Origin of the sequence: Pseudomonas chlororaphis subsp. piscium, from assembly GCF_003850345.1 — a bacterium.
GTDB classification, from domain to species: domain Bacteria; phylum Pseudomonadota; class Gammaproteobacteria; order Pseudomonadales; family Pseudomonadaceae; genus Aquipseudomonas; species Aquipseudomonas piscium.
On the sequence record NZ_CP027707.1, the window covers coordinates 4,867,261 to 4,893,488 of the forward strand.

Sequence of the window (26,228 nt, forward strand, 5' to 3'; positions counted from 1 at the left end):
GCGCCATCGTCTGGCATGCGCGCCCCATACCTCGCTCAGGCGTTATCTGAACGGCTCGGGCAAACGACGGGTAAGAGGCCTCAACGCATCCCGGTCGTCCCACAATCCTGGGAAAACCTCGAATTTCAAGTCGTCCCGATCGATGCCTGTATCGAAAAAACGGTTCAACCGATCCGCCAGGTCCTTATCCCCCCACATATTGGTCAACTCGACTTGCGCAATGATGGCCTTGTCCTCGGGAAGCACCAGGTGTTCCTTCAACACAGGTGCCTGAGTCATGGACTGATCGCTTTCTGGCCCCAGATCGATCAGCTTGCCGCCGCGCCAGGGAAAGCCGCCTTCAAAGTTCATATGGGGTTTGATCCAGGTGCTCCCTGGTAAAACGCCGCTGGCAACCACCGTTTTGTTTTTTACTTTGTCCACCACCATGTTTTTCAGGACAACCGCCCCCACAAACACACTGAAGAGGATCTGCTCATGATTGAGGTCGACGTCCTCCCAGACATTGTCCGTGTTATGTACCGCGTAAAACCTCATGACCGGGCTGGTCAACATCTGGGCCAGCGTGAATGAATCGTCCCTTAACTTGACGCTCACCACGTCACCTTTCTTCCAGACTATCCGCTTGCTCATATCCTTGATCTTCCTTACGACTTGCAGGGACATCCCCCTGCCTTCTTGCTCAAGTGACTGTCCGCGGCCTCCAGGTACTCGGTTCGCCGACCATTGTTTTCGCCCACCGGATTCTGTTTGTTTGCCGTTCCGCTCAAGCCACCAAACTTCTCGAACGTCCGCTGCTCCAGGCCACGGGCCGTGTCTTTACCCTGCTGCCCATAACCGTCATAGATGATGTCAGGTGCCTGCCCCCCGAAACGCTCGAAGTTACTACCATATCGATATTTCAAGACGTCTGCCGGGCTCTGTTTCCCCTGCATGCTGGCATACCCCACATAAGGTTTGCCGGTCTCTGCATCCGTCCCCAGATAGGTGATATGGGTAGCTGTGGCTGGATCGCCGGTCAAACCAAACGGGTCGGTCCAATCCACCGGGTTGGGTGCATAGGCATAAAGGTTCCAGCCACCGGCATAGCTGATCGGGTCCTGCGAAATGAATCGTCCGACCATCGGATCGTAATACCTGTACCGGTTGTAGTGCAGCCCGGTCTCATGATCATGGTACTGCCCGAGAAACCGGATCGGGTTGTTCACCCCATGCTGCTGCGCCCATTGCGAACGCTGCTCGCGTACCTCGCCCCACACTTTGTACTGAGCGCTCCAGGCAAGCTGACCATTCTGGTCGGTCAGTTCCTGCGGTGTGCCCAGGTGGTCGCATTGATACCAGGCCAACGCATCGATCGGTTGCGCCGTTGGTTTGTGGTTCCACAGTGGATCGTCGTCCAGGCTGTAGTCGCCGCTATAGTCGGACTGGCCCGGCAGATCGATCGGCTGATGCCGCAACGCCTGCGCCACGGGCACAAAAGTACCCGGCTCGTAGATGTAGTGAACGGTACGCCCGGCCTCACCGTCGAGCTGGGCCGGGCTGCTTTCCCAGGCCAGGCTGTCGCCGTCCCAGCCAAACAGCGTTAAACCACAACCGTATTCGCGCTGCTTGCGTGCCTGCTCGTTGCGATTCCATTGCGAACCGGCTTCGGGGCGCTGCATGTAGTGGGCGTTGGAGTGTTTGTACAGGCGGCGGCCGAGGGCGTCGTAGGCGTAATCGACTTCCAGCCGGGCATCATCGAAATGCACCAGGCGATCGAACAGGTCCCAGGTCAAGCGGCTGTAACTGCCGTTGTGCCAACGCTCGATCAGGTTGCCGCGAGCGTCGTACTGGTAATGCGTACCGGCATATTCACGCAGCAGGTTATCCAGCAGCTTGCTGCGCTTCGGGTCTTGATCCAGCGGACGCTGGATCTCTTGAGCCTTGTCGTCAAGCAGGTTGCCGGCCGGGTCGAAAGCGAAAGTCTCCACACCCAAGCGACTGGTGGCTTTAAGCAAACGACCGACAGGGTCGTACTGATAATCAAGAGGTCCACGACGAGTGTCATTGATATTGGTTAGTTGGCCAGCAGCATCGTATTTGTACTCGCGCTTGAGCAGCGCGCTCTTGTCGTCGCTACGGCCCAGCAACTGCTCCTGCAAACGCCCGGCCGGGTCCCAGCTCTGGGTTTGCAGCAGGCGGTTACCCTGGTGGCGGGCGACTTCGCGATGCAGGTCGTCGCGCTCGTAGCCCACCAACTCGTGATCATCCAACCGCAGGCCGAGCAGATGACCACTGCCATACGTCAGCCAGCTGACCCTGTGGCCATCAGGACGTACCGTCGCGATGCGCTGGTTAAGCACGTCATATTCGTGTTGCCAGACAGCCACCACCGGCTTTTCCAGCCCCAGATAATGCTGGTGCTCGCGCAACAGATTGCCGGCTGGATCGTGGAACCATTGCAGCCGGCTGTGTTCGTTACTGGCTTGTATCAGCTTGCCATTACCGTCGTAAGCGAAGGTTTCGTTTTGCGCTTGATCCCCCAGCCTGGCATGACGCTCGATCAGGCGCCCCATTGGGTCATAGCTCATGGCGATACTGCGCTCGCCATTGAGGGTGTTGGCCAGGCGCCCGGTTTCAGGGTCGTACTGGTAACGGGTGACATGGCCATCGAAACCGGTTTCTTCCAGCAGGCGTCCCATCGGATCGTAATGGAAATGGGCACGCTGCCCGTTTTCATTCTCCAGGGCCGCCAGTCGACCCAGACGGTCCCAGCGGTAGCCCAGGGTCTGTTCGGCGGCATCCACCCGCTCGGCGATCAAACCGGCGGCGGTATAGCTCCAAGTGGTGCAGCGGTCCAGGCCATCCACATAAGCCAGCAACCGCCCTTCGGCATCGCGTTCGAAGCGCTCCTCGGTCTTGTCCGGGTGCTTGATCAGCACCAACTGACCGGCCTTGTATTCATATTCGGTGCTCTGCCCCGCCGCATCGGTGAAGCAGATCAGTTGCCCAAGGCTGTTGTACTCCCAGGCACTGGCCTTGCCGGAACAGTCGGTGTATTTGGCCAACTGGCCGGCATCGTTGTACTCAAGCTTCTTCTCGGCGCCGTTGGCATCCTTGATGGCCTTGGGGAGTCCGGCCGGGGTGTAGGCGTATTCGGTCTTGTTGCCCAGTGGGTCGACGGCTTCCACCAGGTTGCCGTGGTCGTCATAACCGCGCAGCCACAAGCCGCCCTCGGCGTCGCTGATCTTGATCAGTTGGTCCTGATCATCGTAGGCGAAATACACCACGCTATCGTCGGCACGGATATGTTCGAGCAGGTTGCTGCGCTCGTCGTAGCTGTAGCGATCGATGCTGCCGTCGGCATGGACATGGCGCACGATATTTTTCGCGTCGTCGCGGAACAGCCATTCCGAACGCTCGTCCGGATGACGGATGCGATAGGTGTAGCCAAGGATGTCGTAGTAGTGCCAGGTCTCGTTGCCATGGGCATCGGTGACATAGGTCAGACGGATGTTCTCATCCCATTCCAGCTGGGTGTCGAAACTGCCGTCATCGGCCCATTCGCGTACCGCCTTGGCATCGGCGTCCAGGCCCTGCCACTGCAGGTTCATGCCACGCCCGGTGCGATCGATGTAACGAGTGACCAGATGGTGCTGGTACTGATAATTCCAGGCCGCTGCGTTTTCGTCCTGGGCCTGGATCAGATCGCCCGCAGCGTCGTAACGATAGGCGCACAGCTGGCGCTGAGGCGCACCGTCACGAATTTCCCAGAGGCCGGTCAGGCGGCCTTGCTCGTCGATCAGGGTGCCGAGTTGCAGGTGAACCTTGGTCACGTCCCCCTGGTAGGTGATCAGATCGGACAGCACCGGCTCGTCGTTATGACGGTGTTCGTAGTGCAGCATGATTCCGGCGCCACTGCGCAGCACGATGCCGCTCAGCAAATAACGCTCACCGCGGCGCACATAGGTTTCCTTGCGCTCGACGCCACTGCACAGCACCAGTTGGTTGTCGCCGGAGCGTATCAGTGTCAGGTTTTCAATCGGGTCGTAGTGAGCCTCGCCGACCTTGGGCAGGGGGTAGTCATGGCTGCGGCCGTCGGCGGCGTGGAACACCAGGCCATCGTCGACACGATCGAAACGGGTGGTGAACTCCGTAATCCAACGGGCGCCGAGTGCGCCCTTGTCGTAGGCATCCAGCCGTGAGTAGTAGGTGCGAGTCCAGTTAACGGGGAACGGGCCGGGAAGGCTGAAGTCAGTGTGGTGGAACGTCTCCGAACCCAGTGCAAAATTGATGCTGTGGGGGGTGATCGGACAGACACCGTTTTTCTTGCAATTGGCGGCCCCTGTCGCGCCTGCCTGCTTTGACTGCATCTCCAGCTGGCCTTCCCCCGCCTTGCGCTTGGCCTTGCTGGTGGCGGCAGGTTTGACGCTAGCGCTCTGACCATGCGCCTTACGCTTGCGCCACGTCACCACGGAGCCCGCCAGCATCTGCAACAGCCAGCCGATGGAATGCTGAACACCGGGATTGCCGAGTTTTTTCAGCTGGGTGCGCAGCTCCACCCCCAAGGTACGCAGCATGGAGGTGTTGCTGAGCACCAGTGCCTTGGCTTTCTCGGGCAGCAGGTTCTTCGCCGCACTGTTGGCCACGCCCTTGCCGGCGGCTTTATAGGCACTGAAAGCAGCACCGAAGATATTGCTGATGGCTGCCTTGGGGTTATGCAGCAACTGGCCACGGGCCGCAGTGATCTTGGAGCCCGCGGCCTTGAGATCGCCCTTGGCATCGAGCTTGCCGTTGACCACGGTCTCCAGCCCCTTGGCGATCTCGTTCACCGCGCTTTGGCCGAGTTTGCCAGCGTCGTCGAGAATCCCCGCCAGCTTGGGTTGCGCCTGTTTCACGAAGTCATCGATGGTGCCGACGATGGAGGCATTCAGATGGCCGATCAGCACTTCGATCAGCGAGTCGCCCAGCAACATCTTGGCGCTGTTACGCAGTTCCTGGCGCACCAGCCCCAGGGTCGGGCGCAGGGTCATGCGTGCCGAGGCCATGGTCGGCGGCGCGGGCAGCACGCCGATCAGGTTGATGCCCAGGCTGACCCAGTCGAGCACTTCACGCTTCTTGCTTTTGGCCAGGGTCACGATGTCGCCGAGGGCATCGACCAGCGCCATGATGTTGCCCACCACCGGCAAGGCGCCCGCGACGTTCTTGACTCGATCGAGGGTGACTATGCCGCCGCTGATGGACTGCAACCAGGCGTCGAATTTGGCGGCGCCACGTCCGACGTCCTTGATATCGATGGCGTTGAGCGGGGCGACGGCAACCTGAGGTGCGCGGGGTTTGGCGGCGGGAGCAGGAGTCTGGGCAGTCATGAAATGAACTCACCTGGCAGCAGCTTTGAAACGGGGCTCACCCCCGGTGTCTGAATCGAAGGCTTGGGCAATGGGGCAGCGGGCAAGCTTGGCAATTTGCCGGCCTTGCTGGCGGCACCGAGCAGCGTCGAAGCACTCGGCATGGCCGCGCTGGCCAGCTGCGGTATCCCCGCAGCCCCGGCCTGCAGTGCGCCCTTGACCTGCTGGGCGGTTTGCAGTGCGCCCATTCCGGTCTGGACGGCGCCCATGCCGGTCTTGGCCAGAGCCGCGCCCTTCTCCAGCAGCTCCTTGCCGTTGCCGGCGCTCGGCAACACCTGGGCCACCAGGGTTTGGACCTGGGCCGGGATACTCTCGGCGCCTGCTGGTTCGCGTGGCCATTCCGGCTTGCCGATGTAGCTGCCATCGCTCCAGGTGTCCGCCGGATCGACCCCGAATTTCACCCGTGCCGGGCCCGGAGCCGCACCGGCAACGCTGGCAAAGCCCTTGGTGTCGAGCGTGCCCTTGAGGCTTTTGCCCAAGGCGTCGATCACTTCGAAATCACCGCCCTTGATCCCTTGCAGATTGGCGTACTGGTTGAACAACTCCAGGTTGCCCTTGCCCGGTTTCGGTGGTTCGGGAAAGGTGCCGGCCAGGCTCTTCGCCCCGGTGTAGGCGAAGTTCGCCGCGTGGGCGGTATAGGGGCCGGTGGTGGCGTGGGTGATGCCGCCGGCGTTGTAGGTGGTGGCGCTGCCGCCGCCCTGGATCACCAGTTCGGTCTTGGCGGTGATGGTGATGCGGTCGGCGTTGGCAGTGATATTGAGCTTGGCCAGCAGATTGATGCTGTCTTTCAGGGCCTTGACGTCGATGTCGCCGGAGACGGCCACCAGGCGCCAGCCCAGATTCTGCACAAACAGGCGCATACCCTGGCTGGCGCTGGCCAGCAGGCGCTTGCCGATCGACAGGCTGGTGTGCCCGGTACTGCTCAAGGCCAGGTGTTCGCCAGTGGCGATGTGGCTCGAGCGTGGAGTGGTCAGGGCAATGCCGGCCGGGCTGGCGAGTACCAGATGAGGTTCGGTGAATTCCGGAAATTCGTTGGCACTCATGTTCGCCGGGCCACTGCCGAGAATGCCCTGGTGCTGGCTCTTCAAGGCCTTGGCCACATCGTCCTGATCGCCCGACTCTTGCGCCTGCACCTCGCGGGCCTGGATAGCGAAACCGTCCTGCTGGTCGGCGGCGGTGGCCAGACGCTCGGCGGTTTCCGGTAGATCCTTGTGATGCTTGGCTTCGTTGGGGCGCGGCTCGGTGGTCAGCAGCAGACCGGCCGCCGCACGCAGGGCGCCATGGCGATCGGTGCGCAGCTCGAAGCCTTCACCCCGTGGCTGGCCGCCGGACGGCCGTGGGTGGGTCAGATAGCCGAGGTTCAGGGCGCTGGCGCCGTGGTCGCTGCGCAGGGCGATGCTGATCTCGCTGGTGGTGTCGTCGATCCGCAGTTCGTTGCCACGGCTGCCCTTGTATTCCTTGCTCTTGACCGTGGCCAGGGTCTTGAAGTCCGGCAGTTTGTAAGGCGGCAGATGAACCCCGTGATACAGGCAGCCGGTGATCAACGGTTGGTCGGGGTCGCCTTCGAGAAAGCTGATCAGCACTTCCATGCCGACCCGCGGCAGGGAAATCGCACCAAAATTCTGGCCGGCCCAATTGGACGCCACACGCATCCAACACGTGGTCTTGTCGTCATGCTGGCCTTCGCGGTCCCAGAAGAACTGTACTTTTACCCGACCGTACTGGTCGCAATAGATCTCTTCGCCCTCGGGCCCTGTGACCACCGCGCTCTGGGTGCCGAGCACCTTCGGTTTCGGATGTTCCAGCGGCGGACGGTACGGTACGTCCCACGGAATGGCGCTGAACCGATTGCGGTAACCCTGGTGAAAATCGTCTTTGTCGTCAGGGGTATCGCTGGTCACCGACTCTTCCAGCACCTGCGGCTGCTTGCCCTCGTGAGTGATCTCGGTGAGCAGCCATAGGTCATTCCAGGCCGCGTTGCCGTGTTCGGTCAGGGCCAGGAAATGCCCGCTGACCAGCAGCGGCTGGTCGCTGCTGCCTTCGGCCAGCCGATAGTCGCTGCGATGACGTTCCAGGGCCCTAGTGGCCAGGTGCTTGCCTCGCTCGCGATCGACGAAGCGACCCGGGTAGTCGTAGTCCTCCAGATCCGGCTGGACATTGCCCTTGGCATCGCTTTCCAACTCGATCCGCGGCTTGGTGAAGTCGTAATCGCGGCGTGTGGTGCGACTGGTACGAGTGTTCAGGCGCAGGCCGAACCGCTTGATCACCGGCGTGTCGGCGACCATCCCGGAGTCCTGCTGGTAGGTCACGGGCGCCAGTTTGGGAAACGCTGTCTGGTCATCGCCAAACACCAGCAAATGGCCCTGTTTGCTGTGCTGGAAGTGGTAGTGAATGCCCTCCTCCTCGCACAGGCGCTGGATGAAATGCAGATCGCTCTCGTCGTACTGCACGCAGTAGACGCGCTCGGGATAGACCGCGCCCAGCTGGAACTTGTGATCGCTGGCGAGGATGCCGTGCTCTTCCAGCACTCGGGCAATGATCTGCGGCACCGTCATCTGCTGGAAGATGCGCTGGTTGATCCGGTGCGCCAGATACGTCAGTTGCGGACGCAGGGAGATGCGATAGCGGCTCAGGCGTTTGCCGGTTTCGCCCTGGGCGATGCTGTAGACCAGCCCGTGAATGCCTGTGCCGCTCTGGGCGAGCTGTAGAAAAGCCAGTTTGTGCAACAGACCTTCGAGGTCCAGGGATGCCTTTTCGCTGACCAGTTCCAGTTCAAAGGCGAAGGGCTGGTTGAGCACTTCCCGGCCGGTGAAGGACAAGACCTGAAAGTCGCTGTCCGCCCCATCGATGGTCAGGCTGAAATGGGTCTGATTGGCCGGCGCGAACATTCCTTGTTCCTCGTGCAATGCTGCCACGCCCCTCGATATCCATATCGGGCATCAACGAACGCAAAAGCTTTCGTGGGTACAGCCCCAGCGACCCGCGGTGCGAGTCGATGGGGTAATGCTTGCAAAGCTTAGCCGGCGACCGGGGAACGCCAGTCATCGGAACCGGAAGTACCGGAGACTTCGTGGGTCCAGGTGATTTTGCGGTAGGTGAAGTGCACGTCTTCCAGGTGGGTGAAGTGCGCGTTCGCCGGATCCTGGCAGTTGTGCATGTAGTCCTTGATGTCGACGATGATCGCGTCTTCCAGAACCGTGGTGTAGTAGTGTTCCTGGGTACCGGCAGCCGAAGTGCGGAACCACTGGATTTCGATCTTGGTCAGGCGCTCACCGGAAGTCAGGGCCGCCAGCAGCAGGGGCGAAGCCTTGTCGAAAACCTTGGTGATGACCACGGGTTTGTGTACGCGCTGGCCGGTTGGCTGACCGGACTGCGGGTCACGCGGGATGATGACTTCGTGCTGGAAACCCTGAACCATGACCTGGTCTTCGTGGCCTTCCTGGTAGGTGTTGCCAACGGAGTCAGCGGTGAAGGCACCGGCGGTGATCAGGCCTTGTTTGGTGCCGGTGATGGACATGTACGCTGGTGTTGCCATGGATGCTCTCCTTGCTCAAGAACTCAGACCGGACGGCACGATTGCCTGCCAGGTGGCCAGTGGAGCATCAAAAGCTGTGCCAGCCAGTGAAGAACCATTTCCGATCAAGAATTTAGATTGGCCAAGGGGCACCCGGCAGCCAGAACGTCAGGTCAAAACCGGAAAAAGTGCGCAACTTTTTGCGCAATACTGCGCAAGAAGTTGCGCACTGCTCTGTACATCCTGTAATTAAAGGTCTGCAAAGGATTACTCACAGACTTATCCACAACCTACTGCGCAAAAAGTTGCGCAGTGGACTTCACCCCAGCGTTCTCCAAATGACTGACAGCCATTACTGGTGCTGACGCAGGAATCTGCTCACGGAACCACCCTCTCCCCCTCCGGTGAAAAACGCTCCCGATACGCCTGCGGCGTCACGCCCACGAGCCGTAGGAAGCTGCGGCGCAGGGTTTCTTCGCTGCCGAAGCCGCACTGCACGGCGATGCGCTTGATCGGTACGCAGCTGTCGCCGAGCAGGCGCCGGGCGCTTTCCACGCGGATCTGTTCGATGGCCCGGGCCGGGGTCTGGCCGGTGTCGGCGCGGTAGTGGCGGACAAAGCTGCGTTCGCTCATGCCGGCCTGTTCGGCCAGGGTCGGGAGGTTCAGGTCGCGACCGAGGTTTTCGGCGATCCAGGCGTGCAGGTCGTCGAAGCGGCTGCCCTGTTTTTGCAGGGCCAGGGTCGCGCTGAATTGCGACTGGCCGCCCGGGCGCTTGAGGAACACCACCAGTTGCCGGGCCACGTCCAGCGCCATGGCGTGCCCCAGGTCCGCCTCGACCAATGCCAGGGCCAGGTCGATCCCGGCGGTGACGCCGGCCGAGGTCCAGACCGGCCCCTCGTTGATGAAGATCGGGTTGGCCTCCACCCGCAAGCGCGGGTATTGCCGCGCCAGTTGCTCGCAGCGGGTCCAGTGGGTGACCACCCGGCGTCCGTCGAGCCAGCCGCTGGCGGCCAGCAAAAAAGCCCCGGTGCACACCGACGCCACCCGCCGTGCCAGCGCGGCCTGCTGGCGGACCCAGGCCACCAGTTCCGGGTCTTCGGCCGCGGCGTACACGCCCCAGCCGCCGGCGATGATCAGGGTGTCGCAGGGCGTGCCCGGCGCCGGCAAGGGTTCGGCCAGCAGCGCCAGCCCGGCCGAGGTGGTCACCGGCCCGTCGTCCGCGGTGATCACGTTCACCGCATAGGGCAGCGGCAAGCCTTTATGCCGCGCCAGGTCGTTGGCCGAAGCAAACACCTGCAGCGGGCCCGTGACGTCGAGCACCTGGGCGTTGGCGAAGGTCAGTACATGGACGGTTCTGGCGGTCTGGGGCATGGTTGGCGTAAATCGTGGGTAGGTTGGCGTATTCGCCAAAGCCTAGGGCGCTAGAGTCGAACCGTCCAGCCCCATGAGAGCGGACACCTTCGAACTTCTCCAGGGAGATACCCCATGACGCTGCAGATCGGTTTCCTGTTGTTCCCCAATGTCCAGCAACTCGACCTGACCGGCCCCTACGATGTGCTCGCGTCGCTGCCGGACGTGCAGGTGCATCTGGTCTGGAAGGCGCGCGGGCCGGTCACCGCCAGCACCGGCCTGGTGCTACAGGCGACCACCAGCTTCGCCGACTGCCCGCCGCTGGACGTGATCTGCATTCCCGGCGGCGCCGGTGTCGGGCCATTGATGGAGGACCCGCAGACCCTCGACTTCATCCGCCAGCAGGCGGCACAGGCGCGTTATGTCACTTCGGTGTGCACCGGTTCCCTGGTGCTCGGCGCCGCCGGGCTGCTGCGTGGCAAACGCGCCACCACCCATTGGGCCTACCACCATTTGCTGGAAGCGCTGGGGGCGATTGCGGTGCAGGAGCGCGTGGTGCGCGACGGCAATTTGTTGAGCGGTGGCGGGATTACCGCCGGGATCGATTTTGCCCTGACCCTGGCCGGCGAACTGTTCGGCGAGGCAACGGCGCAGCGGGTGCAGTTGCAATTGGAGTACGCCCCGGCTCCGCCTTTCGCGGCCGGTAGCCCACGGACAGCGCCCAAAGCGGTGGTGGAAGAAGCCCAGCGACTCGCGGCCAATTCCATCAAACAGCGCGGCGAGATAGTCGACAGGGTCGTGGCGCAGTGGCAACAGGCCTGAGACCTGCGCACGCTGGGGGAAAGAAAGATGCGCGTCAGAGCAACCTTATCGGCCAGCTGAGCCCTGGCCGCATCTTCGCTTGACCGACGTCAGGCCGGGACTGCTTGCTCACTGGCCTGCCGGACGTAGCCGATCACCTGCATCGGCTTCGTCGTCCGGGATCTTGACGCGAAACTCGGCTTCCACGGCTGCGGTCTTCGGCCTTTTCCGCGCCGCCGTACATTTCCCGCCAAGCCGACAGAGTGTTCCGCCAGCTTCTACACTCTGGCCTAGCCTTCCCTCAGGAGCCTTGCAATGCACAAGACTTACACCGGCAGCTGTCATTGCGGTGCCGTGCGCTATGAAGCCGAGATCGACTTGAGCCAGGGCACCAACAAGTGCAATTGCTCGATCTGCAGCAAGACCCGCAACTGGAACGCGATCATCGCTCCCAAGGCCTTTCGCCTGCTCAGCGGCGAACAGGTGCTGAGCGACTATCGGTTCAACAGCGGCAATACCCATCATCTGTTCTGCAAGCATTGCGGCGTGCGCCCCTTCGGACGCGGTCATGTGCAGGAAATCGGTGGCGACTATGTCGCGGTGCAGGTGATGACCCTGGACGACATCGACCTGCAGGAGCTGCTTGCAGCCCCGGTGCACTACGCCGACGGTCGCCACGACAACTGGGGGCATGTGCCGGAGGAAATCCGTCACCTCTAGCTTTTCCACAGGCGAAAAAAAACCCGCCGAAGCGGGTTTTTTTCAAGACCATTACGACATCCTGTCGCTGCATCCTTGCACATGGTCGGTCATCCATGACCCTGAGCGCGTCCTGCGCTGCAGTTGGTGAATGAAGATTAAGCCTGTCGCCCAATCGGCAACAGACGAGAAAGCAGCCAGCGCATGTAAGCCTTTCGCCATAGGGCGACTTACCAAAACCCCTAGGCCCCGAAACCCACTAGTCCAGGCCTTCCAGGGCGTGGATGGCCAACTCCGCCACCTGCAGTTCGTGTTCCGCGCTGGGCACGTCGCCGTCCTCCAGGAACCAGGCGGCGGACAGCCCGGTATAGGCCAGCACCCATTGCAGCAGGCGCTTGCGCTCCAGCCCCGCGGCCTGGGCGATGACCTCGACCTGGCGGGTGAAGCGCTGCGGATCGCTGCTGGTCGCCAGGTCCGGGTTGCAGATCAGGTTGGCGAAGTCGAAGCCGCGCTCGCCCATGACCCGCTTGGGATCGATCACCAGCCAGCCGCGCGCCTCGAAATCCAGCACATTGTCGTGATGGATATCGCCGTGCAGCACCACCTGTTCCCGAGGGGCCGCCAGCAGTTCATCGGCGGTGGCCAGGCAGCGCAGGAAAATCCCGCCCGCGCGCCGGGCGGCCGGGCGCAGGGCCTTGAACCATTCCGGCAGGGTCAACAATGGCGGCAAGGACGTCGAGCGTGGCGCATGCAGGCGTGCCAGGCTGGCGCAGACGATCCGGCTGACCTCGTCGTCTTCGCCGGCCAGGGCCATCTGCATCAGCGAGCGCCGGCCCATGGCCCGTTCCATCAGCAAGGCATCGCCGTGGTGCGCGTAGACCCGGGCGGCGCCCTCCCCGGCCCACCAGACCATCAGGCGGTTGCCGTATTTTTCCTCGTCGTCGAGGGCGATCTTCAGCATGGCCGGCGCGTCGTCCAGGCGCACCGGCAACAAGTGGCTGCCAGGCGTAACGATGGGCGCGCCATCGACCTGCAGGTTCCAGCGTTTCAGGTAAAACTCGAACATCCGTGATGATTTCCGTTATGACTCGACAAAGGCCTGCAATTGACCCAGGGCATGATCCCACTGCTGGCTGATCACCTCCAGCGAGCGCCGGGCCTCGGCCAGCCGGCCCGGCTCGAACGCCCACAGGCGCTCGCGCCCCAGCTTGGCATCGCGCACCAGCCCGGCCTGCGCCAGCACCTGCAGATGCTTGGTCACCGCCTGGCGGCTGATGTCGGTGCCGAGGGTCAATTGGGTGATCGACAGGGCACCGCCGCCACACAGGATGGCGACGAGCCGCAGGCGGGTCTCGTCGCCCAGTGCCGCGAAGATCATGGCCGAGCCGTCCAGCGATGCCGCCACCGGCAACAGGGATGTGGAAGAAGTGTCAGGGGCCAAGGTAGGTCTCGATATTGCTCATCTGTTCGTCCCAGCCGCGGCTGTTCATGCGAAACGCCTTGAGCCGCCGCTCGGGCGGAATGCCGTCGAACCCCGACTCGACCACCCGCAGCAAGGTGCCGCCGTCCAGGTCTTCGAGTTCGAATTGCACCAGGGTGCTGGGCTCGGTGGAATAGTCGACTCCAGGCTCCACCGCGTACGGGTGCCAGCTGAAGGCGAACAGGTGCTCGGGCTCCAGCCGCTCTACCAGCACATCCCAGACCAGGTGTTCATACCCGGGGTAGGTAATCTGCCCCCGGGTGCGTTGCCCGACGACAAAACGCTGGCCCGCGAGCGCCACGCCGAACCAGCTGCCAAAGGCCTCGGCATCGGCCAGCGCGGCCCAGACACGGGAACGGGTTGCCTTGAGCAGGATCTTTCTTTCGATGCGATCTGATGAGTTCATGGGTCACCTCCAGTGATCAAACCCTAGCTCGCTCTCGCAGAAGAGCAACCTTTAAGTTGCATTTTTCCGCAAAGACGGACATGCGGTCGTCACTGGGGCTAGGATGCAGGCCAACGACCCGTCGCCAGCCGGAACCCGGCGGCCCGCAAAACGTCCTTGATGCCCCCTTAATTGCCCATCGCGAGAATCACCATGAACCCACGTTTTCTGCTGGCCCTGGCGCCCCTGCTGCTGACCCCGCTGGCGCAGGCCGCCGACTGTGCCAACGCCACCACCCAGACTGCCATGAACCAGTGCGCCGCCCAGCAGCACCAGGCGGCGGACAAGGAGCTGAACACGCTTTACCAGCGCATCACCCAGCGCCTGAAGGACAACCCGGACGGCAAGAAGCTGCTGGTCAGCGCCCAGCGCGCCTGGGTGGCCTTTCGGGATGCGGAGTGCGGGTTCGCCGCCTCGGGCGTCGCCGGTGGCAGCGTCTATCCGTTGATCTACAGCAACTGCACCACCGACCTGACCAAGGCCCGGGTCGAGGCGTTCAAGACCTACCTCAAGTGCCAGGAAGGCGACCTGAGCTGTCCGGTGCCGGGGAATTGAATCGGCGGCGATCTTGAGATTTTTCGCGAGCAAGCTTCGCTCCTACAAGAGGAATGCGGTTCCCTAGTAGGAGCGAGCTTGCTCGCGATAGCGGTAGCAACGCCTAGCGCACAAACACCTGGGCCGTGGTGATCGCCATGTCCCCGCCCGGCAGCTTGATGCTGCCGATCTGCTTCAGGCTGTCGGCATCGAAGATCGCCACGTCGTTGAAGGTCCCGGCCAGGTAGATCTTGCTACCCGCCTTGTTGAACGAAATGCAGTAGTAGGAATGCTCCAGGGTGGCGGCCTGGAGCAGTTTTTTCTGCTTGATGTCGTACTTGGCCAGGCGGTTGAGCACGCCGAACATCAGGTTCGGGTCCTTCGGCGAGCGCATGCCGCTGAAGTAGATCTCCGTCAGCGGGCCGAAGTCGGTGGTTTCTGTCTTGCCGGTTTTCAAGTCGATGCTGAACAGGCCGTACAGGTACTCGGCGGTGGCCGGGTCCTGTTTCTTGTCCTTGAACTTGGCGGCGGTGTAGAGCAGCGAGAAATCATGCCGGTAGGTCTGCTGGTTCCACACGTAGAGCACGTCCGGCGCGCTGTAGTTCGGGCGTTTCCAGTGGCGGCTGGGGATCAGCACGTTGAACTTGCCGGTCTTGACGTCGACCTTGTACACGTCCGCCCCGGCCACATAGAGCGAGCCGTCGTCGCCGCTCTGCATGATGGTCAACTGCCGTGGCGCCGGGAAGCTGCGCACCGGCTTGGCCTTGAGCCCGGCGTCGGTGGCATAGACGTCCAGCCGCGGCGGCTTGACCTCATAACGGTCGTTGAGCATCAACGTCGGGTTGGCCACGGTGTACAGCTCCTTGCCGTCGTGGCTGAGGGTGAAAGCGAACATCGAGCGGGCCTTTTCCCCCGGTTGCTGGGTGATGCTGGCGTGGAACACCTGCTTGCAGCTGTCCAGCTCGACGCCGTAGACATCGGCGTAGTGGTTGTTCAGCACGTAGGCGACCTTGCGGTCCGGCGCCAGCTGCACGGTGCCGGGGCCGAAGGCGTCGGGCATCTTGCAGGTCTTGTACAGCGTGTCGCTGGCCAGGTCGATCACGTGCAGGTTGTTCGGGTAGTTGGTGGTGACCATGTATTCATGGCCGGCGTTGAGGGCCTTGTTGTCGGTGTTGTCGTCGGCCAGAACGCCGAGGGAACAGGCGCCCAGGATCACGGAAGCGGCCAGGCCGCAGGCATTTTTGCGAAGCATGCTGGAATCCTTCTACTGACCGATTACTTGTCTTTGGGGAACACGGTGCCAAGATTGCGCCAGTTCTCGTTGGAGGCCTGGGCGTCCTTGTTCCAGTCGGGGTAGGTGCTCATCATGTCCGGCACCTGGGCCGGCCACCAGCAGGGGTCGGAGCAACCGTAGAGGTCGGCCTCCATCGGCTGGCACAAGGACGACACGCCACCGAAGGCATCGATTTCCCAGCCCGGGTCGGTGGTCGAGGCACAACCGGCCACCGAACTCATGGCGACCACCTCTTCGATACGGTTCTCGTCGGCGGCCTGTTCCAGCTTCTGGGCTTTGTTATTGATCGGCTTGAGATGTTTCATGTCAGTGAGCCTTGCGCGGAGTGATGTAACTGCTGATGAACGCAGGGTTGTGGGCCATGATCCGGCTGTAGACCTCGATGCCGAAATCCACCCAGTCACGCATCAGTTCGCAATAGTGATAAGTCGGGTGCGCCGGGTCGCCGTAGCGGGCGTAGCTCTCGTGGTAGCAGCCGCCGGAGCACAGGTTGCGGATGCGGCAGCTGTCGCAGCCGGTGTTGCTGCGGTCCAGGCGCTGCGACAGGAAGTCGTTGAGTTCCATCTGCTTCACCCCGCCGTCGCGCACATTGCCGAAGGTCGGCAGCGATGAGCCGGTAAAGCGGTGGCACAGGTTCAGCTCGCCCTTGTGGTCCACCGCCAGCATCTTCAGCCCGGCGCCACAGGGCAGCGCCTTCTTGTGGCCTTCGTGGATATCGGTGATCAGCTGGTGCAGGTTGGAGAAGCCGATATTGCGATGCTCCAGGGCCGCCTCCAGGTAACGCCGGCCCAGGCGCTTCATGCTGGCGAAGACTTCGATCAGTTCCTCGCCGGTGAGGTTGAAGCTGCTGATATCGCCCGAGGTCACCGGGGCAAACCCGACCTCGGCGAACCCCAGTTCGTTGAACAGGTGGTCCCAGATGGTTTCCACGTCGGTGACGCCGGTGGTCAAGGTCACCCGCGCACCGACCGGGCGGCTGTCGTAGCGCGCCAGCAGCATCTGCGCCTTGCGCCGCACCACGTCATAGGTGCCCTGCCCGCCCACGGTGATGCGGTTGCGGTCGTGCACGGTCTTGGGCCCGTCGATGCTCACCGACAAGCCAAAGCGGTGGGCATTCAGGTAGTCCACCGTCTCCTCGGTGAGCAAGGTGGCGTTGGTGGTCATGACGAACTCGACGAACTTGCCCGCCTCGCGGAAACGCTTCTCGCAATAGTCGACCATGTATTCGATCAGCTTGCGGTTGCTCAGCGGCTCGCCACCAAAAAACACCAGGGTGAAACGCTGTTCATCGGGGGATTCCTTGAGCAGCATTTCCACCGAGGCGATGGCCGTCTCGACGTCCATCTTCTTGCCCGCCGAGGGCTTGTCCAGGTCTTCCTTGTAGCAGTAGGTACAACTCAGGTTGCAGCCGGTGTTGACGTTGAGCACCACAGTGTTGATCGCCGTGCGCTCGACCCGCTTGACGGCGATCTCCGGGGTCAATGGTGAGCCGTCGCTGACCAGTTCCAGGGCGATCAGCTCGCGCAGGGTTTCGTTGATTTCCTCGCCGTTGAACCGTGCGCCGAGGCGCTGGACCAGGTCCTCCGGGGTGCAGCCAGGGCCACGCAAGGTGTCGATGATGGTGCCGGTCAACTCGTCGCTGGCGAACAGCGAACTGCTGGGGATATGGAACAACATGCGGTCGGCATCGACCTGCACTTCATGCAGGTTGCGTTCGACCAGATTCAAGATAGCGCCCATTGCAAACCTCCTGTGCCGGCCCCTTTTCACGGGGCCTGCGGTCATTCCGAAAGGGTGTCTCAAGTCACGGACCGCGCCTTAGGGAATGGGTGGATTGTTCCAGCGTTGCACGGTGACGATCAGGTGGCCTGCGCCGGTCAGGGACTTTCCTGCGTCGTCGACGGCGGCGATCACCTTGAGGTTGCCGGCGTTGTTGGTGGACATCTTGCGCTGCGGGTTCGGCCCGGCATCGCCCGGAATGAACACGCCGCTGTCGGCCTGCATGGTGCCGGCAAACTTGACGTCTTCGTCCTCCTTGGCGCGTTCGTCGAAGGCCTCGACCTTCCACTGCGCCGGGAACACGCCGATGCGATACGGCTTGCCATCGGCGCCCTTGCCCCAGGCCTCGGCATCGAAGCGGCCCTGGACCTTGGGCGTCGAGCCACCGCCCTCGCCGATCCGCGCCACCGAGAACTCAGGCACGACTTTGACTTCGGCGATTGTGCTGTAGACCGACAGCGTCGGGCCTTTCAGCGTGCCGACGGTGACGTTGCGCAGGCCCGGTTGGGCATTGGCGGCCGCCTTGAGTTTGAGCTTGAGCTTGATCCGCTGCGGGCTCTGCTCGATGACTTCAACCACTTCCACGCCTTTGCCAAAGCTCGGCTTGCCGGTTAGGCCGCTGCCAATCAGGGTGACCTCGGTTTCGGCGCCAGCCTTCAGGTAACCCGGCTGCACCGCCAGTAAACGACTACTGCCCTGCTTGGCGGCGATAAAGTCCAGGCCGCGTTCGTCGTGCTCGGCCTCGAACATCCGGCCCTGCAATTCGTTGCCTTTGGCAGCGAACACCTGGCGCATGCTCACGCCGTCGATGCTGACATTGCCGCGCCATTCGTAGCCGCTGTAGAGAATCGCGCTGCCCTCGCCGTTGAACGGACTGCCGTCGGCGTACTGGCCTTTGACGCTGACCTTGAAGCTGTCATTGCCCTCGGCGCTGACGCTCATCACCCCGGCCAGTTCGCCCTTGCCCGGCAGGTGGCCGCTGAAGCTCCAGTCGCCCGCCAGAGTCTCGGCCTTGGGCGCGCTGCTCAACCATTTTGCCCAGGCCGGGTTGTCCAGCGGATAACGCTTGGCCAGCAGCGGCACCATCTCCTTGCGCGCCAGGTCGAACCAGTCGCGATCGCGAGACAGCGCCTGGTATTCCAGGGACGGCCATTGGCCGAGGTGGAAGTTCACCAGGCGTTCCCACTCCTGGGCCGGACGCCGCTGCAGGGCGACCCGCGCGCCGGAGTGGCAGCGGCCGCACATCTGGCTGGTCTGTTCGTCGAACTTCTCCACGGTGTTCAGGCGCCGCTCCAGGGCATAACGCACGCCGTCGGTTTCGCTAGGCGCCAGGCCCTGGGTGTCGGCCAGGTATTTGACCAGGGTGCGGCGATCGTCGTCGCTGATCTGCAGGCCATGCATGACCTGCATGCGGGCGATGCTCATCAGCCAGCCTTCCGGGGTCTTGCGCTGGTGGCTGATGCGGCTCAAGGCATTACCTGCTTCCGGGGTGTGACAGCCCTGGCAGGTTTCCTTGAGGATGGCCTGGGCATCGCGCGCCGCGAGGCTGGGAGGGGAATGCAAGGCGGCGCAGACCGCCAGCGCCAGCAGGCCGCTGGACATGCCTGCTCGGAGTGTTCTCTTGATCAAGGTCGGACCTCCACGGAGCTTTTTATTAGAGAGCTTTATTATTGTTGTGCGTCGTTTTTATGGTTTCTGCCATGGCCGGTGGCGCCGGGCACGGAGGCAAGAGAAACGGCTGAGGTGAGCAATACACGGAGCGTGCCAGCTTACAAATGATGCGTTTTATCAAGGGCTTGCTGCAGTCCCAGGGCACCTCTCCCAGGCAATCGACTGCCTGACGCGTTTAATTTCGCGACAACTGTTCCACTCTGAGACATACACGGCGATGAGGGAACCAATCAGCCATCGCAGCGATGGCGCCAGCACATTTCAGAATCGTCCTAAAGCCTTGCCCTGGTGCGCCTGAATAGGCTCGCGGAGCTCTACAACGAGCCATAGCCCCACGGATCAGTCAACGCACAAGGATGATGTACTCCCATGCTTTCTTCCGCTCGCCTGGGCGACAAACATGTCTGCCCTCTTCCCGGTCACGGCACCACTTCGATTGCTTTCGCTTCCGGCGACATAAACATCAACTCCATGGGCGCGGCCCGAGTCGGCGACAGGTGCGGCTGTGGTGCGGTCATTACCACAGGGTTTCCTTCCATTCTTCTGAACGGTCGTCCCATGGCTCATCTGGGTAGCCCTACCAGCCACGGCGGGACGATCATCACTGGATCACCCAATACCTTCTTTGGACCCGCTCCAGGGGCCGCAATCATCAACTTTGCAATGCTTGGGGTGTTTCGGCCTGATGGTTCTGTCGATGATGAAAAGATGGCAACCTTGTTGGCCGACCCAAGGCTGATCGAAAAGGCCACTGCTGCAAATGCCTTGGTCGATCCGAGCGCGGCCTCCAAGGCGCCTGAAGAAAAGGTCTGTAATGACCCCGATAGGATGGAAGAGCTGGCGGCCTATATTGCGGGCGAGATGAATACCAACATCAACAGCCCGTCTGTACGCCAAATGAAAGATTTGAATAGCTTTGACCTGGCAGAGGAAGCCCGCAAATACGCCGCATTGCCTTTCTACATGAGGCTCGGCCAGCACCCTGACTTCCATAGCTTGGCGCTAGGGAAGAAAGCGAAAGCTTTTGCTATCTGGACCGAGCGAGTCGGGCAGAATCGACCCTGGGACCACAAACCAAAGTTATTAAAACTATTTGACGGAGAGGTACGGCATAAGCAAGGGGGCTATGACTATTACTACGACATTTGGTCGAACATCCACTATGGCTATGTGGGGTTGGCAGGTGGGTTTTCGGAGAGCGTCCTGTTAGACGGGGCCGGAGCTGAGCAAATCGTTTCAGACTCACTGCGAAAGATCCAGAAGTGGAATGAACGCAGGGGACCGCAGCGATCCGCAGGCATTGATGGGCTTCGGGCTTGGGACGATGTCCCCGACCGTATATCAATCAACATAGGGATGAAGCTTTATAGCCAACACCCTAATGGAGGCATCACGGCAAAGATGATCATGGATGAAGTTCTTGCAATTACACCAGAGGAATGGGGGGATGGTGCCATTGTCCACAAATGTAAAGAAATCTAAAACTCGGTATGTCAGGCGAGTGCTTTTACTTCTCCTGCTTGCCCCTGTCGCATTTTGGTACGTGGCGACCCCCACAGTCTCCGTCTATTACTCCCAGGACGGAAAAGAGGAGCTTCGATACGTCTGGAATACACAGCACAGGATATATAGGGGGGGCATCCATCCAGGGGAGTCCACTGGAGATAACGGATTCATTTTTCCTGATGATGAGTTTTTTATGATGTTTTACTGGCGGAGCAAGACGGGTAGAGACCACTGCGTAGGAATCACGCCCAAGTGGCCAAACACAAAGATTTACCTCGACCTGAACGGCAACATTGACACAAGCGAAGGAAGTGGCACGGATACTGAGCGCTTGGGGCAGTGTAAGCACGACAGGGCCAAACCTTAAGCTGTGCCAATGCCGTTATGTGGTCACCTGCCACTACCTCCAGCCTCCCCCGAAGTAGCACGCAGACGAAATCCCCCAAGGCCTTTGTACCTGTTTGCAACTCCAGGCTCAGGTGCATTAGGAATAAATCCCACACCACGAACCGCCCTGTTCTCGATCAAGGCATCTTCGCCCTGCTACGATGCCTGGCTTAACCGCTTCAGCCACCGGCCCTGACAGGAATCGCGCCATGCTCAATGCCCTGCTTTTCGATCTCGACGGCACCCTGACCGACACCGACCAACTGCACCTGCTGGCATTGCAGCAGTTGTTGCTGGAGGAAGATGGCCGGGTGTTCACCCAGGAAGAGTTCGAGGCCCATGTCAGTGGCCAGGCCAATGCCAATATGTGCCGCTACCTGTTTCCGCAGCGCTCGGTAGCCGAGCACGAGGCCTTTGCCGACCGCAAGGAGTTGCGCTTTCGCCAGTTGTCGCCGCAGCTGACGCCGATGCCGGGCCTGTTGCGCCTGCTGGATTTCGCCCGGGAACGCGCCATTGGCGTGTGCGTGGTGACCAATGCGCCGCGGGCCAACGCCGAGCACATGCTGGCCGTGCTGGGGCTGGGCGATCGCTTCGACACGGTGCTGGTGGCCGAGGAGCTACCGCGGGCCAAGCCCGATCCGCTGCCCTACCTCACCGGCCTGGAATGCCTGGGTGCCAGCGCCGAGGCCGGGATTGCCTTCGAGGACTCGATCCCCGGCCTGACTGCCGCGGTCGGGGCCGGGATCTTCACCGTCGGCCTGGCCACCAGCCAGAGCCCCGAGGCTCTACTGGCCGCCGGCGCCCATCTGGTGGTCGAGGATTTCAACGACCCGCAATTGTGGGCGGTGATCGAGCGGATGCTCGGTTCGCGCTGAGACCGCGCCCCAGAGTCTGACGGGAAAACTCAGAAATAACCTAAGGCTTTTTCAGTTGTGTCTGATGGTCCGGCGCGCGTTGGCTCTTGAAGATAGCGCCCCGCACGCCTGTCGCATCAAGGACCTTCATGAACGCCCTCACCTCCCTCTCCCTGTTGGCCCTGCTTGGCCTTGCAGCCAGCGCGGGCCACGCCCAGGAAGCCCCCGAACCGGCCCCGCCGGAAGCCACCAGCAGTTGCCTGACCCGCGGCGAGGCCATCAAGGGCAGCCTGGAAAAACTCCTGCCCGATCCTGAGTACCGCCAGCTGGCCGGCCTGCAACGGGCGCTGGAACCCCTCAGCCGCTATTGCGACGGCCTGCACTTCGAGCACAACCCGCCCCTGCGCCAGGCCGAGTACCAGGTGATATTGCGCCAGATGGAACTCGAGGCCGCGCAACGTTATGGCGACCCGCGCATCATCGACAAACGCAAGGCCCGGCTCACCCACGCCCTGCAAGTCCTGCAATACGCCCTCGGCGCCCACGACAGCTGAAGCGGGTTCTTGCCCGATAAGCTCCGTCACCGGCTCGCTCCGGCGAGCCTGCTCCAGCGCCAGACTTTTCCCAACAGATTCAACGATCTGCAAAATCTGCTCGGGAGTATTCAGAATTCCTCGCAGATGGGAATGCAACCAATTGTTATGCAAGGAATTTTCTAACATTTAGCTAAGATTGTTCTGACTCGTGCCGATGGGTTTTGTAGGACACAGGGAGCAATCTGGAAATGAGAAACAATCAGCCCGTTACACAACGTGAAGTGGCTCTGGGATCGAACCAGAAACTCATCTCCACCACCGACGCCCATGGCGTCATCAGCTACTGCAACGATGCCTTCGTGGACATCAGCGGTTTCGACCGCGATGACCTGATCGGCGCTCCACAGAACATCGTCCGTCACCCCGATGTCCCCCCCGCGGTATTTGCCCATATGTGGGCGGCGCTGAAACAGGGCCAGCCGTGGATGGGTATCGTCAAGAATCGCTCGAAGAACGGCGACCATTACTGGGTCAACGCCTACGTCACGCCGATTTTCGAGGGCAGCCGGATCGTCGGCTACGAATCGGTGCGGGTCAAACCCAGCGCCGAACAGATCCGCCGCGCGCAAGACCTCTACCAGCGTCTCAACCACCAGCAGCCGGCCATCCCCCGCCGGCATCGCTGGCAACCGGCCCTGCTGGGCTGGGCGCCCTTCCTGGCCACGGGCCTGGCCGGTGGCCTGAGCGGCCTCTGGCTGGCACCGCCCCTGGCGCTGACGGTGGCCGCCGGGATCTCCGTGCCCCTGGCGCTGCTGGCGATGCAGCGCCAGAACAATGCCGCCCGGCGCCTGCTGCAACTGGCCGACTCGTCCACCTGCGACCCGTTGATCGCGCAGATGTACAGCGACGCCCGCGGCCCCCAGGCCTGCCTGGAAACCGCCTTCGTCAGCCAGGACGCGCGGCTGAAAACCTGCCTCACCCGCCTGCAGGACAGCGCCGAACACCTCAATGCCTTGGCCAGCCGCTCCGATACCCTGGCCAGCGACAGCTCCCGTGGCCTGGACCGCCAGCGGCTGGAAACCGAGCAGGTGTCCGCCGCGGTCAACCAGATGGCCGCCACCACCCAGGAAGTGGCCAGCCATGTGCAGCGCACCGCCGACGCCACCCAGGCCGCCAACCAGTTGACCGGACGTGGGCGCGAAGTGGCCCGCGATACCCGTGAAGCCATCGAACGCCTGTCCCAGGTGGTCGGCGAAACCGGGCAGAACGTGGCGCAACTGGCCAGGGACAGCGACGAGATCGGCACCGTGGTCGATGTGATCAAGGGCATCGCCGACCAGACCAACCTGCTGGCGCTCAACGCCGCCATCGAAGCGGCCCGTGCCGGCGACATGGGTCGCGGTTTCGCCGTGGTGGCCGACGAGGTGCGCCAGCTGGCCCAGCGCACCGCGCAATCCACCCAGCAGATCCATGAGCTGATCACCCAGTTGCAGAGTTCCTCGCAAAACGCCGTGCAGAGCATGGAAAGCGGCCAGCGCCAGGCCGAGGAAGGCGTGGCCCGGGTACTGGAGGCAGACCAGGCGCTGCTGGGCATCAGCGAGGCGGTGGCCAACATCACCGACATGACCACCCAGATCGCCGCGGCCACCGAGGAGCAGAGCGCCGTCGCCGAGGAAATCAGCCGCAACATCAGCACCATCGCGCAACTGGCCGACCAGACCTCGGAGCAGGCCCATCACTCGGCCGAACTGAGCAAGGAACTGACCCAGACCGCCACCACCCAGTACTCGCTGGTGGAGCGGTTCAACCGCTAGGTTCGGGGCAATTTGTGCCAGGTTGAAAAATGCGCTTCGCCTGGCTCACCAACCAAAGGCCTGGGCTGCTCAAGGCAGCGCTTGGGCCCAAGAAAAAACGGCGCTTGCCCATCTCGGGTAAGCGCCGTTTCCCCTTGAGTGAGCAGCCTCCTGCCAATCAGCGCGGGGCCTTTAATGTAGGCCGTTGGCTATCCCAACGTGCCTTGGCGGGGTGATGTGTCCATTCCCTGGGGCGAGGTTCAATTCCGGGGAATGAAACCGACGCCTGTGAATGACCTCTGGGGATTGCCGCGCTCGACGCCATGATGGAAATCACGGCGTTGCAGGCGCATGTCCATTTGCGCCGTCTGCTCGATGGCGGCAATGCGCTGATTGATCAGCAAAATCGCCATGCGCCGGTTGTCGTGCTGGCTGCGTTCAGATTGCACCTTCACGCTGATGCCGGTTGCCAGGTGGGTCGCGCGTACCGCCGAGTCAGTCTTGTTCACATGCTGCCCGCCGGGACCTGAGGCGCGCATGGTTTCAAAACGAATCTGGCTTTCCTGGTGTTGCTCCGGCGCCGTGAAGACCTGGCCGGCGAAGAACCAGTTCTTGCGTTTGTGCCCGGGCCGATAAGGGCTCTTGCAGACCCAGAGCAACGTACCGCTCCAGCGTCTGGCAACGCTTGCCGCCTGATCGCCGCCGAGGCCGATCAACACCGACTTGTACGTCCCCTGGCTGGCCCCGGGCTCGCTTTCAACGATGCTGGTCCTGACCTGCTCCGCCTCGGCTTCAGCGTCGAGGCGTTGCAAGGCCTTGGCCACGGCCAGTTCACACTCCGCCGGTCCTTGCGCCGAGGATAGCTGTAACAAAATCATCAGCAGCACCCCCGGCGTTTGTAGGTCAGTACCGGTTTGAGGCGAGCGATAATCCTGATCAGGCCAGCCTCAAGCAGGCTGCCGACCACGCTGTCGATGCTCTTGTAGGCCTCGGGGGCCTCCTCGTACATGAGCCCACGGTCCTCGCAGATCACCCGGCTACCGAGTGCCGTGCGCTTGAGCTGGTCGAAGCTGAACCGTGAGGCCAGGCGCCCCTTGCAATCGCCACGAATCCACTTTCGACCGGCGCCATGGGCCAGCGAATACAAGCTGGCGGCATGTGGCACGGGCTGCACCAGGTAGCTGTAGTCGCCCCGAGAGCCGGGGATGACGACCACGCCTTGATCGGAAGGTGTCGCTCCTTTGCGGTGGATCCAGCCCGAAACGCCTTCGACTGTCGCAGGCGAAACCAGGTTGTGGTTGATGTCCAGGGCCGAGCGGCCTCGAGCCCGCAGATTCACCAGGATGCGTTCGGCGATCAGGCGCCTGTTGGCTTGTGCAAAGCGCAGGGCTTCGTCATGACGTTGCAGATAGTCGATCCCGGCTTCACTGTCGACCGCGATGCCGCCATGACCGTGTCGATCGATGTGTCGACGCAGAATGGCCTCACCCAGCCCACGGGAGCCGCTGTGAACCAGCAGCAGGAGCGATTTGGGGTCCAGCTCCAGCGCCTCCATGAGCTCGCTGGAGTGAACTTCGTCGATTTGTTGCAGCTCGGCGAAATGATTGCCGCCACCAATGGTTCCCAAGGCATGTTCATGGCCGGTGGCAAAGAATCCCAGTTGTGCCAGGTCCTCTTGCCAGTGTTCATCCAGCACAGTGTCGATGTTGCCGATTTTCTTTTCGAGCTTGTCGAGGTTCAGCCGGGCACTGGAAATATCCGTCTGCCACAGCGCCATGCCGCAGCCAATATCGTTTCCCACCAGTGCCGGGTAGAGGATCTCGGTCGAGAAGAACGCCGCACCCACCGGATAACCCCGGCCCGGGTGCAGATCCGGCATGCCGACCACGCGTTGCATGCCCTGGAGTTTTGCAGTTGTTTGAAGTTGCTGGATCGCTTGATCTTCGATCCAGGTGCTGTCGGAGGCGACAAGTGATACGCCGGCCGACAAATTGCGGATGCAATTGCCCATGTCCAATTCCTGATTGGAAAAAAATAAAGTCAGGGAGTGGCAGGTCGAATCCGGGTTAAGCGAGGTGCTAAGTAATAGCGAGTACAGCGTTTAAACCAGGCACGTCCTGCAAAGATCGATCAGGTATTTCATGGTGGATCTCCTTTGCTGAAGTGTGGGAAGGGGCGCGAAGATTAATCCGCGCGTA

General features: G+C 61.9%; 22 protein-coding genes and 1 pseudogene. 9 read left to right on the forward strand and 14 right to left on the reverse strand.

All coding sequences use genetic code 11. The annotated features are described in order from the left end of the window. Positions 1-42 precede the first annotated feature (42 nt). From C4K38_RS21770 to C4K38_RS21790, 5 genes are all read right to left on the reverse strand, one after another. Positions 43-666: a DUF8309 domain-containing protein gene (locus C4K38_RS21770; protein WP_197678048.1), complete on the reverse strand. Its 624-nt coding sequence runs from the start codon at positions 664-666 to the stop codon at positions 43-45. Further along, positions 648-5,348: an RHS repeat-associated core domain-containing protein gene (locus tag C4K38_RS21775; protein WP_231998597.1), complete on the reverse strand. Its 4,701-nt coding sequence runs from the start codon at positions 5,346-5,348 to the stop codon at positions 648-650. Before C4K38_RS21775 ends, C4K38_RS21770 begins: the two co-directional genes overlap by 19 nt. Further along, positions 5,345-8,275, reverse strand: coding sequence for a type VI secretion system Vgr family protein (locus C4K38_RS21780; protein WP_053280146.1), 2,931 nt, complete (start codon positions 8,273-8,275; stop codon positions 5,345-5,347). Before C4K38_RS21780 ends, C4K38_RS21775 begins: the two co-directional genes overlap by 4 nt. Before the next feature lie 128 nt (positions 8,276-8,403). After that, positions 8,404-8,922: an Hcp family type VI secretion system effector gene (locus C4K38_RS21785; RefSeq protein ID WP_053280147.1), complete on the reverse strand. Its 519-nt coding sequence runs from the start codon at positions 8,920-8,922 to the stop codon at positions 8,404-8,406. 357 nt (positions 8,923-9,279) lie between these two features. Further along, positions 9,280-10,272 (reverse strand): GlxA family transcriptional regulator, encoded by a 993-nt coding sequence (locus C4K38_RS21790; RefSeq protein ID WP_053280148.1) that lies wholly within the window; start codon positions 10,270-10,272, stop codon positions 9,280-9,282. Positions 10,273-10,386: 114 nt separating this feature from the next. Here C4K38_RS21790 and inhA point away from each other — a divergent pair, with 114 nt between their 5' ends. After that, positions 10,387-11,073 carry an isonitrile hydratase gene (inhA, locus tag C4K38_RS21795; RefSeq protein ID WP_053280149.1) on the forward strand — a complete coding sequence of 229 codons (687 nt, stop codon included), beginning with the start codon at positions 10,387-10,389 and terminating at the stop codon, positions 11,071-11,073. 294 nt (positions 11,074-11,367) lie between these two features. Beyond that, positions 11,368-11,772, forward strand: coding sequence for a GFA family protein (locus C4K38_RS21800; protein WP_053280150.1), 405 nt, complete (start codon positions 11,368-11,370; stop codon positions 11,770-11,772). A gap of 238 nt (positions 11,773-12,010) precedes the next feature. Here the strand turns inward: C4K38_RS21800 and C4K38_RS21805 are convergent, their stop codons facing one another. The 3 genes from C4K38_RS21805 to C4K38_RS21815 are packed head-to-tail and all read right to left on the reverse strand — an operon-like array spanning position 12,011 to position 13,637. Beyond that, positions 12,011-12,817 carry an aminoglycoside phosphotransferase family protein gene (locus C4K38_RS21805; protein ID WP_053280151.1) on the reverse strand — a complete coding sequence of 269 codons (807 nt, stop codon included), beginning with the start codon at positions 12,815-12,817 and terminating at the stop codon, positions 12,011-12,013. 15 nt (positions 12,818-12,832) lie between these two features. Beyond that, positions 12,833-13,192 carry an ArsR/SmtB family transcription factor gene (locus C4K38_RS21810; protein ID WP_081001565.1) on the reverse strand — a complete coding sequence of 120 codons (360 nt, stop codon included), beginning with the start codon at positions 13,190-13,192 and terminating at the stop codon, positions 12,833-12,835. Continuing rightward, positions 13,182-13,637 (reverse strand): SRPBCC family protein, encoded by a 456-nt coding sequence (locus tag C4K38_RS21815; RefSeq protein ID WP_053280153.1) that lies wholly within the window; start codon positions 13,635-13,637, stop codon positions 13,182-13,184. The genes C4K38_RS21810 and C4K38_RS21815 overlap by 11 nt, the downstream gene beginning before the upstream one ends. Before the next feature lie 192 nt (positions 13,638-13,829). Here C4K38_RS21815 and C4K38_RS21820 point away from each other — a divergent pair, with 192 nt between their 5' ends. Next, complete coding sequence (locus C4K38_RS21820; RefSeq protein ID WP_053280154.1) at positions 13,830-14,231, forward strand: lysozyme inhibitor LprI family protein; 402 nt, start codon at positions 13,830-13,832, stop codon at positions 14,229-14,231. A 103-nt stretch (positions 14,232-14,334) separates the two neighbouring features. Here the strand turns inward: C4K38_RS21820 and peaD are convergent, their stop codons facing one another. From peaD to peaA, 4 genes are all read right to left on the reverse strand, one after another. Then, a complete protein-coding gene (gene peaD, locus C4K38_RS21825; RefSeq protein WP_053280155.1) occupies positions 14,335-15,462 on the reverse strand; it encodes a quinohemoprotein amine dehydrogenase subunit beta in 1,128 nt (375 codons plus the stop codon). A gap of 23 nt (positions 15,463-15,485) precedes the next feature. Beyond that, positions 15,486-15,809 (reverse strand): quinohemoprotein amine dehydrogenase subunit gamma, encoded by a 324-nt coding sequence (gene qhpC / locus C4K38_RS21830; RefSeq protein WP_007921889.1) that lies wholly within the window; start codon positions 15,807-15,809, stop codon positions 15,486-15,488. Between the two features lies 1 nt (position 15,810). Beyond that, the gene (gene peaB, locus C4K38_RS21835) at positions 15,811-17,244 is read right to left on the reverse strand and encodes a quinohemoprotein amine dehydrogenase maturation protein (protein ID WP_053280156.1); all 1,434 of its coding nucleotides are present in this window, start codon (positions 17,242-17,244) and stop codon (positions 15,811-15,813) included. A gap of 78 nt (positions 17,245-17,322) precedes the next feature. Next, positions 17,323-18,909 (reverse strand): quinohemoprotein amine dehydrogenase subunit alpha, encoded by a 1,587-nt coding sequence (gene peaA, locus C4K38_RS21840; RefSeq protein ID WP_053280218.1) that lies wholly within the window; start codon positions 18,907-18,909, stop codon positions 17,323-17,325. A gap of 414 nt (positions 18,910-19,323) precedes the next feature. Here peaA and C4K38_RS21845 point away from each other — a divergent pair, with 414 nt between their 5' ends. From C4K38_RS21845 to C4K38_RS21865, 6 genes and pseudogenes are all read left to right on the forward strand, one after another. Beyond that, positions 19,324-20,436, forward strand: coding sequence for a polymorphic toxin type 44 domain-containing protein (locus tag C4K38_RS21845; protein WP_053280157.1), 1,113 nt, complete (start codon positions 19,324-19,326; stop codon positions 20,434-20,436). Further along, positions 20,402-20,827: a hypothetical protein gene (locus C4K38_RS32645; RefSeq protein ID WP_053280158.1), complete on the forward strand. Its 426-nt coding sequence runs from the start codon at positions 20,402-20,404 to the stop codon at positions 20,825-20,827. The genes C4K38_RS21845 and C4K38_RS32645 overlap by 35 nt, the downstream gene beginning before the upstream one ends. Positions 20,828-21,056: 229 nt before the next feature. Continuing rightward, on the forward strand, positions 21,057-21,722 hold the full coding sequence (locus C4K38_RS21855) for an HAD family hydrolase (RefSeq protein ID WP_053280159.1): 666 nt from the start codon (positions 21,057-21,059) through the stop codon (positions 21,720-21,722). 128 nt (positions 21,723-21,850) lie between these two features. Beyond that, on the forward strand, positions 21,851-22,255 hold the full coding sequence (locus tag C4K38_RS21860) for a DUF1090 family protein (RefSeq protein WP_053280160.1): 405 nt from the start codon (positions 21,851-21,853) through the stop codon (positions 22,253-22,255). A 230-nt stretch (positions 22,256-22,485) separates the two neighbouring features. Beyond that, positions 22,486-22,752, forward strand: a pseudogene (locus tag C4K38_RS32975) (PAS domain-containing protein); the annotation flags it as partial. Between the two features lie 213 nt (positions 22,753-22,965). Beyond that, positions 22,966-24,051: a methyl-accepting chemotaxis protein gene (locus C4K38_RS21865; protein WP_414860357.1), complete on the forward strand. Its 1,086-nt coding sequence runs from the start codon at positions 22,966-22,968 to the stop codon at positions 24,049-24,051. Between the two features lie 239 nt (positions 24,052-24,290). On the opposite strand, the gene prfH is transcribed toward C4K38_RS21865, so the two are convergent. After that, positions 24,291-24,908: a peptide chain release factor H gene (gene prfH / locus C4K38_RS21870; protein ID WP_053280219.1), complete on the reverse strand. Its 618-nt coding sequence runs from the start codon at positions 24,906-24,908 to the stop codon at positions 24,291-24,293. After that, on the reverse strand, positions 24,908-26,041 hold the full coding sequence (locus C4K38_RS21875) for an RNA ligase RtcB family protein (protein ID WP_053280162.1): 1,134 nt from the start codon (positions 26,039-26,041) through the stop codon (positions 24,908-24,910). Before C4K38_RS21875 ends, prfH begins: the two co-directional genes overlap by 1 nt. Positions 26,042-26,228: the final 187 nt, after the last annotated feature.